Below are 7,758 nucleotides of genomic sequence, written 5' to 3' on the forward strand. Positions count from 1 at the left end.
TGTGGGCGGCTGCGGCCGTCATGTGCGGTGTTGCGGCCGGAGCGAGGGCCGCGCCTCCGCCGGCGTCGGCCTTTGGGCGCGTGCCGGCTGTTGTGGACGCCGAGATCTCGCCGGACGGTCGGAGGGTGGCCATCCTGGGCGGGGCGTCCGATCAGCGCGTGATTTCCATCGCCACGATCGACCAGTCTGGCCTGCCGATCCTCAAGCTCGGCGACGTCGAGACCACGCGGCTGAGATGGGCCGGCGACGACCATGTGATCGCAACGGTGGCCTACTGGCACGAGCCGGCGGCCAAGGTGTCGTACCGCATCGAACGGCATATCGCGGTGACGCCGGAGGCCAAGGCGGTAGCCCGGTTCTTCGACAACCTCACCACCACCCAATATCTCGTGGGCGGCCAGCCCATTGTCGGGATCACCGGCACTTCGCCGGCCCGGGTCATCGTCAACGATCTGACCGAAGGGATGGGGTCGGATTCGATGAATACCCGTCTGAAGCGAAAGGGCGTCGAGAATGCGAGCGTCCGGGCCCTCTGGAGCATTGATCCGGCGACCGGAAAGGGTCGCCTGGTGGAGAGGGGCGACTACGACACCTTGAGCTGGGACGTCGACCTGAGCGGGGAGGGGCGGGTTCGCCTCGACATCGACGAATTGACCCACCGGCGCGCCGTGTTCGGCCGCGCCAAGGGCAAGTCTCAGTGGACCCAACTGTGGGTCGAGGGCGGCGACGGCGGTGGCGCGACATTCCTCGGCTATAGTGAGCCGGAAGATGCGGTCGTGCTCGAGCGCGACGGAAAGCTGTTCCGCCGTGGCCTGTCCGACGGCGCCGAGACCCAACTCGCGGAGTCGACATTGGGGCTCCAACTGGTCTGGGACGCGCACCGCAATGGACTTGTCGGGATCGCCACCGGCTCCGAGACGCCGGCGATCGTATGGTTGGATCCAGAGGTGGGCGCGGCGCACGGCGTGCTGTCGCGGGCGTTCAAGGGCCGTACGATCGAGTTGGCTGGCTGGTCCCGGGACCGCGCGCGGTTCATGGCGAGGGTCTCGTCGCCATCTCAGCCGGGCGCCTGGTATCTCTATGACAAGGCGCGCAAAGAGATCTCTCCGCTAGGGGAAGAGTATCCCGAATTGGCGGGGGTAGCCTTAGGGGCCACCCGCTGGCTCACCTATAAGGCGCGCGACGGCCTTGAAATCCCCGCGCTGGTGACTCTGCCGCCTGGCGCAAAGTCGGGATCGAAGCTGCCGCTGGTCGTGCTGCCGCACGGCGGACCGGCGGCGAATGACGACTACGATTTCGACTACATGGTGCAGTTTCTGGCGACCCGCGGCTACGTCGTACTGCAGCCGCAGTTCCGCGGCTCCACCGGCTTTGGCCAGGCGCACAAGGACGCCGGCCGCGGCGAATGGGGCGGCAAGATGCAAACCGACCTGCTGGATGGCGTCGCCGCGCTGGCGGCGACCGGTGAGATCGACTCCAGCCGCGTCTGCATCGTTGGCGCGAGTTTCGGAGGGTATGCCGCGTTGGCGGGCGCGACGTTGAACCCGACCGCCTATCGTTGCGCCGCCTCGATCGCCGGCATCTCGGACCTCGGGGTCCTGCTTCAGGATCAGGCGCGCCTATATGGACGGGCGTCAGCGGGGCTGGAGGAACTGCGCGAGGAACTTGGGGTCGCCGACGCCGGCAAGATCCAGGCGATGTCTCCCTTGCGCCACGCCGCCGCAGCGCGGATCCCCATCCTGCTCATCCATGGGGACAAGGACACGGTGGTCCTGCCAACCCAGTCTCGTCTCATGGCTGAACGGCTCGCAGAGCTCAATCTTCCGCACGAGCTGATCATTCTTCCGAACGAGAACCACTACCTCACGCGCACCGCCACGCGGACGCAGACGCTCGAGGCGCTGGAGAAATTCCTGGCCAAGAACCTGCCCGTGAACTGACTGCCCCTTGGCATACGCGTATGAATCCCTAGATCAGGTCCTGACCAAGGAGGACCGATCGTGCCGCTGCTGCTCTGCCCGAACTGCAACACCTCGATGCAGAACGTCGCCCGTTCCGGCGTTGAGATCGACATGTGCCCGAGTTGCCGGGGCGTCTGGCTCGACCGGGGTGAGCTGGAGAAGCTGCTGAGCGGCCAGCGGGAGGAGCAGGCGGGCCAGCGCTCGGACCGCGAGCGCTTCGAGCGGGAGGTTTCGGACTTCCGCCGCGATCCGGACGACTGGAAGCGCAAGCACCCCTACGACGGCAAGCACGGCGGCCACCGCTACGACGACGACTATCACTACAAGAAGAAAAAGAAGGGCTTCGACATCTTCGACATCTTCGACTGAGATCGCGCCGCGGTTGACGTGGATCAAAGATGACGCCGGCGTCATTTTTATGATCGTCCCAAGCCCGGAAGGACCGGGCGCAAGGGAGATCGCCATGCTGCAGGTGCAAGTGGTCGAAGGGCCGCCGACCGAAGTTCAGTATTTCGACGACGACGAACTGGCCCGCCGCCTGACGGACCATGATGTCGAGGTCATCCGCGAGATATTCCAGACGCCGCTCGTCGGCTCCTACAACTGGGATTACGAGGCGGCGAACACGAAGATCCGGCGGCTCTACGAGCTGGGCAAGCGCTTCAACTGGAACGCCGAGCTCGACGTCGACTGGACGCTGGCGCCGCCTGAGCGCGCCGGCCCGTCCGAGGACGAGGGGCCGGAGGGCTTCAAGGACCATCCCAAGTGGAAGGCGCTGAGCCCGGCCCAGCGGGCGGATTTCATGCGCCGCACCTCGGCCCAGACGCTGTCGCAGTTCCTGCACGGCGAGCAGGGGGCCCTGATGGTGGCGTCCCAGCTGGTCAGCTGTGCGCCCACCCACGACGCCAAGCTCTACGCGGCGTCCCAGACCTTCGACGAGGCGCGCCACGTCGAGGTGTTCCACCGCTACCTGATGGAGCGGTGCCACATGATCTATCCCATCAATGCGAACCTGAAGTTCCTGCTCGACAAGGTGCTGACCGACGAGCGCTGGGACCTGAAGTTCATCGGGATGCAGATCCTGATCGAGGGCCTGGCCCTGGCGGCGTTCCAGACCATCCATGCCCAGACGCCGGACCCGCTGCTGCGGCAGGTCGTCGAACTGGTGATGCGCGACGAGGGCCGCCACGTGGCCTTCGGCGTGAACTACCTGGAGGACTGGATCCGCGCCCTCCCGCAGGACCAGATCGAGGAACGGGCCCAGTTCGCCTACGAGGCGTGCGTGGTGATGAAAAACCGGCTGATCTCGACGACGGTGGCCGAGGAATTCGGCTTCACCCATGACGAGGCGCTGGAGATCAACGCCCGCAGCCAGGGCGGCCAGGCGTTCCGCAAGTTCCTCTTCGAACGCATGATCCCGAACCTCAAGCGGGTGGGGCTGCTCACCGAGGCCATCCGCCCGAAGTTCGAGGAGCTGGGCGTGCTGGAGTTCGAGAACCTGCAGCATGACGGCGCCATCGACTGGGCCGTGCTGGAGGCGCCGCTGACCATGAAGGATCGGATCGCGGCCTAGAACGGGACCTTCAGTTCCCGGCGGGAGTCGTTGCCGGTGACCCCGCCGAGGTCGCCCCCGGAGGCGCCCATCCCCAAGTTGGGCGCCCCGGGCGTGGCGATCTTGCCGTTGTCGTAGCCGGAGCCGGTCGTGCCCGGGCCGCCGCCGGCCGAGCGCTTGTAGCCATAGTCCTGCTCCTTGCGCAGCGCCGCGCGGGCCAGATCCGACGCCTTGCCCGGATCGATCCCCAGCGGGAGTTGCGGCGCATCGCGGCCCGCGCCGAAGAGGCGCTCCTGACAGGCTTCGCGCTCGCTGCGCGACAGGTTCGGATCGTCGCAGTTGCGCCGGCTGCGCAGGGCGTTGCGGGCGTTGGTGGCCAGCGCGTCCTCGTAGGGCGGAATGGTGATCGTCTTCGGCCCCGCGGTCGGGGCGGGGCGGGCCGCGGTCTCCGGCCGCTCGGGCGCGACCAGCGGGGCGACGGGCGGCGGCTCCGAAAAGCGCGTCTGGCGTCGGTGCAGGCGGATCGCGGTGGGCCGACTATCGGGCGCAGCCGCGTTGGGCGGGGTGCGCGGCATGATCAGGATGGGAATGATCGGTTCGGGCGGCCCTGACGACATCTCGGGGATGCGCAGGCGCGGCGCGTTCAGCACCAGCAGCGCCGCCAGCACGACGTGGACGGCCAGCGAGGCCGCCACGATTCCGTACTTCCGGCCCTTAAGCGCCGCCGGCATCCATGCTCCTTGCGTCCCTCTCGAAGCTGCGCCTTAGGGAAGGGGCGTTCGCGAGGCGAATTGATGGCCGAACGGCCAGGCGGCCGCCTGGCGTCACGCCGATTGACGGAACGGCCCTTCCCGACTATGTAGCGCGCTCTTTCGAGGCCGGGGATTCTTCCCAGCTCCGATGAGCCGCTCCCGCCGGAACGCCGCAACGGTGCTCCGGCGAGTTTTTGCGTTTCATGGGTGGGCCTCGGACAACGACCATAACGATCCCAACTGAGGCGCCACGGCCAAACGGCACACGCCTCCACGCAAGCGAGACTAGATGCCGACAGTCAACCAGCTCATCCGCAAGCCCCGGCAGAACAAGCCGGCGCGTAACAAGGTCCCGGCCCTGAAGGGGTGCCCGCAACGTCGCGGCGTCTGCACCCGGGTGTACACCACGACCCCGAAGAAGCCGAACTCGGCTCTGCGTAAGGTCGCCAAGGTGCGCCTGACGACCGGCATCGAAGCGGTGTGCTACATCCCCGGCGAAGGCCACAACCTCCAGGAACACTCCGTGGTCCTGATCCGTGGCGGCCGCGTGAAGGACTTGCCCGGCGTCCGCTATCACATCCTGCGTGGCGTGCTCGACACCCAAGGGGTCAAGGACCGCAAGCAGCGCCGTTCGCTCTACGGCGCCAAGCGTCCGAAGTAAGGAATTCAGAGATGTCCCGTCGCCGTCGCGCAGATAAACGTGAAGTCCTCCCGGATCCCAAGTTCGGGGACCTCGTCGTCACCAAGTTCATGAACTACGTGATGTACGAAGGTAAGAAGGCCGTGGCCGAGAATATCGTCTACGGGGCCTTCGACATCCTGGAGAACCGCCGCAAGGACCAAGGCCCGCTGGAAACCTTCCACTCGGCCCTGGACAACGTGGCTCCGGCCATCGAAGTGCGCAGCCGCCGCGTCGGCGGCGCGACCTACCAGGTTCCGGTGGAAGTGCGTCCCGAGCGCCGTCGCGCCCTGGCCATCCGCTGGCTCGTCAACGCCGCGCGCAACCGCGGCGAGAACACCATGACCGAGAAGCTGGCCGGCGAACTGCTGGACGCCTCCTCGAACCGCGGCTCGGCCGTCAAGAAGCGTGAAGACACGCACAAGATGGCTGAAGCCAACCGGGCCTTCTCGCACTACCGCTGGTAATCCCGGTCGTAGTCACGCTTTCCGGCGCGGGCGGTTTGAGATAAACCGCCCGCGCCGTTCGTTCAGGCCTCTTCCGAACACCCCTTTTTCGCAGAGCATCCGCTATGCCCCGCACGCATAAAATCGAAGACTACCGCAACTTCGGCATCATGGCGCACATCGACGCCGGTAAGACGACGACGACGGAGCGGATCCTCTACTACACCGGCAAGAGCCATAAGATCGGCGAAGTCCACGACGGCGCCGCGACCATGGACTGGATGGAGCAGGAGCAGGAGCGCGGCATCACGATCACGTCGGCCGCGACGACCGCCTTCTGGGAAGGCAAGCGCCTCAACATCATCGACACCCCCGGGCACGTGGACTTCACCATCGAGGTGGAACGTTCGCTGCGCGTGCTCGACGGCGCCGTGGCGGTGCTGGACGGCAACCAGGGCGTCGAGCCGCAGACCGAGACGGTCTGGCGCCAGGCCGACCGCTACAACGTTCCGCGGATCGTGTTCGTCAACAAGATGGACAAGATCGGCGCCGACTTCCAAATGTGCCTGAGGACGATCCGCGAGCGCCTCGGCGTGAAGGCGGTTCCGATCCAACTGCCGATCGGCGCTGAATCGTCGCTGAAGGGCATCGTCGACCTGGTCCGCATGAAGGCGGTTGTCTGGGACAACGACGGCCTAGGCGCCAAGTACCACGACGAAGAGATCCCGGCCGACATGAAGGCGGACGCCGAAGAGGCCCGCAACTACATGATCGAGAACGCCGTCGAACTCGACGACGAGGCGATGGAAGCCTACCTCAGCGGTGAAGAGCCCTCGATCGACGTGATCAAGAAGTGCCTCCGCAAGGCGGTGCTGACGGGCGCCTTCTATCCGATCCTCGCGGGCTCGGCCTTCAAGAACAAGGGCGTGCAGCCGCTGCTGGACGCCGTCGTCGACTATCTGCCGTCGCCGGTGGATATCCCGCCGACCAAGGGCATCGACTACCGCACCGAAGAGGAAGTCGAGCGCAAGGCGTCCGACGAAGAGCCGCTGTCGGTCCTGGCGTTCAAGATCATGGACGACCCCTTCGTGGGCTCGCTCACCTTCTGCCGGATCTACTCGGGCAAGCTGGAAGCCGGCATGGGCCTGCTGAACTCGACGCGCGACAAGCGCGAGCGGGTCGGCCGCATGCTGCTGATGCACTCGAACAACCGGGAAGACATCAAGGAAGCCTTCGCCGGCGACATCGTCGCGCTGGCCGGCCTCAAGGACACCCGCACGGGTGACACGCTGTGCGACCCGAACAAGTCGCCGGTCATCCTCGAGAAGATGAACTTCCCCGAGCCGGTGATCGAGATCGCCATCGAGCCGAAGTCGAAGGCCGACCAGGAAAAGCTGGGCGTCGCCCTGGCCAAGATGGTCGCCGAGGATCCGTCCTTCACCGTCCACACCGACCAGGAGTCGGGCCAGACGATCATGAAGGGCATGGGCGAGCTTCACCTCGACATCAAGGTCGACATCCTGAAGCGCACCTACAAGGTCGAAGCCAACATCGGCGCGCCGCAGGTCGCCTACCGTGAGAGCCTCGGCAAGGTCGCGGACATCGACTACACGCACAAGAAGCAGACCGGCGGTACGGGCCAGTTCGCCCGCGTGAAGATCAAGTTCGAGCCGGGCGAGCCGGGCTCGGGCTTCATCTTCGAAAGCTCGATCGTGGGCGGCGCGGTGCCGAAGGAATACGTTCCTGGCGTCCAGAAGGGTCTGGAGTCGGCGAAGGAAAACGGCCTGCTGGCCGGCTTCCCGCTCATCGACTTCAAGGCCACCCTGTACGACGGCGGCTTCCACGACGTGGACTCCTCGGTCCTGGCCTTCGAAATCGCCTCGCGCGCCGCTTTCAAGGAGCTGCGCGAAAAGGGCGCTCCGAAGCTGCTCGAGCCGATCATGAAGGTCGAGGTCCTGACCCCCGACGAGTACATGGGCGACGTCATCGGCGACCTGAACTCGCGGCGCGGCCAGATCCAGGGCACCGAGACCCGCGGCAACGCGCAAGTGGTCACGGCCTTCGTTCCGCTGGCCAACATGTTCGGCTACATCAATACCCTGCGCTCGTTCTCGCAAGGCCGCGCGCAGTTCACGATGCAATACGACCACTACGACCCGGTGCCGCAAGTCGTCGCCGACGAAGTGATCAAGAAGTACGCCTAACGTTTTTCGTCCGAAAAACGCCAACCAAGAGTTTGAACGATCTCTTCGGAGATCGTTCGGGCCCCAACCCTAGTTTAGAGGACAAGCCCGGACAGGGCTGGAGCTTGAAATGGCCAAAGAGAAGTTCGAACGCAACAAGCCGCACTGCAACATCGGCACGATCG

Annotated in this window: 7 protein-coding genes; 6 read left to right on the forward strand and 1 reads right to left on the reverse strand. The window is 65.7% G+C overall.

The window, feature by feature from the left end:
• Positions 1–125 precede the first annotated feature (125 nt).
• The 3 genes from ACODSY_RS25865 to ACODSY_RS25875 all read left to right on the forward strand — a co-directional run bounded on the left by ACODSY_RS25865 (position 126) and on the right by ACODSY_RS25875 (position 3,534).
• The gene (locus tag ACODSY_RS25865) at positions 126–1,940 is read left to right on the forward strand and encodes an alpha/beta hydrolase family protein (RefSeq protein WP_488954787.1); all 1,815 of its coding nucleotides are present in this window, start codon (positions 126–128) and stop codon (positions 1,938–1,940) included.
• Between the two features lie 60 nt (positions 1,941–2,000).
• Positions 2,001–2,330: a TFIIB-type zinc ribbon-containing protein gene (locus tag ACODSY_RS25870; RefSeq protein WP_488954788.1), complete on the forward strand. Its 330-nt coding sequence runs from the start codon at positions 2,001–2,003 to the stop codon at positions 2,328–2,330.
• Between the two features lie 94 nt (positions 2,331–2,424).
• Positions 2,425–3,534 carry a ferritin-like domain-containing protein gene (locus tag ACODSY_RS25875; RefSeq protein WP_488954789.1) on the forward strand — a complete coding sequence of 370 codons (1,110 nt, stop codon included), beginning with the start codon at positions 2,425–2,427 and terminating at the stop codon, positions 3,532–3,534.
• Here ACODSY_RS25875 and ACODSY_RS25880 read toward each other — a convergent pair.
• The gene (locus ACODSY_RS25880; protein ID WP_488954790.1) at positions 3,531–4,244 is read right to left on the reverse strand and encodes a hypothetical protein; all 714 of its coding nucleotides are present in this window, start codon (positions 4,242–4,244) and stop codon (positions 3,531–3,533) included. The genes ACODSY_RS25875 and ACODSY_RS25880 overlap by 4 nt on opposite strands.
• 310 nt (positions 4,245–4,554) lie before the next feature.
• Here ACODSY_RS25880 and rpsL point away from each other — a divergent pair, with 310 nt between their 5' ends.
• The 3 genes from rpsL to fusA all read left to right on the forward strand — a co-directional run bounded on the left by rpsL (position 4,555) and on the right by fusA (position 7,594).
• Entirely contained in the window at positions 4,555–4,926 is a 372-nt protein-coding gene (gene rpsL, locus ACODSY_RS25885) for a 30S ribosomal protein S12 (protein WP_293385318.1), read from the forward strand.
• Positions 4,927–4,937: 11 nt separating this feature from the next.
• The gene (rpsG, locus tag ACODSY_RS25890; protein ID WP_488954791.1) at positions 4,938–5,411 is read left to right on the forward strand and encodes a 30S ribosomal protein S7; all 474 of its coding nucleotides are present in this window, start codon (positions 4,938–4,940) and stop codon (positions 5,409–5,411) included.
• Positions 5,412–5,515: 104 nt separating this feature from the next.
• Positions 5,516–7,594 (forward strand): elongation factor G, encoded by a 2,079-nt coding sequence (fusA, locus tag ACODSY_RS25895; protein WP_488954792.1) that lies wholly within the window; start codon positions 5,516–5,518, stop codon positions 7,592–7,594.
• The last annotated feature ends 164 nt before the right edge of the window (positions 7,595–7,758 follow it).

The organism is Phenylobacterium sp. FG114 (assembly GCF_057809855.1).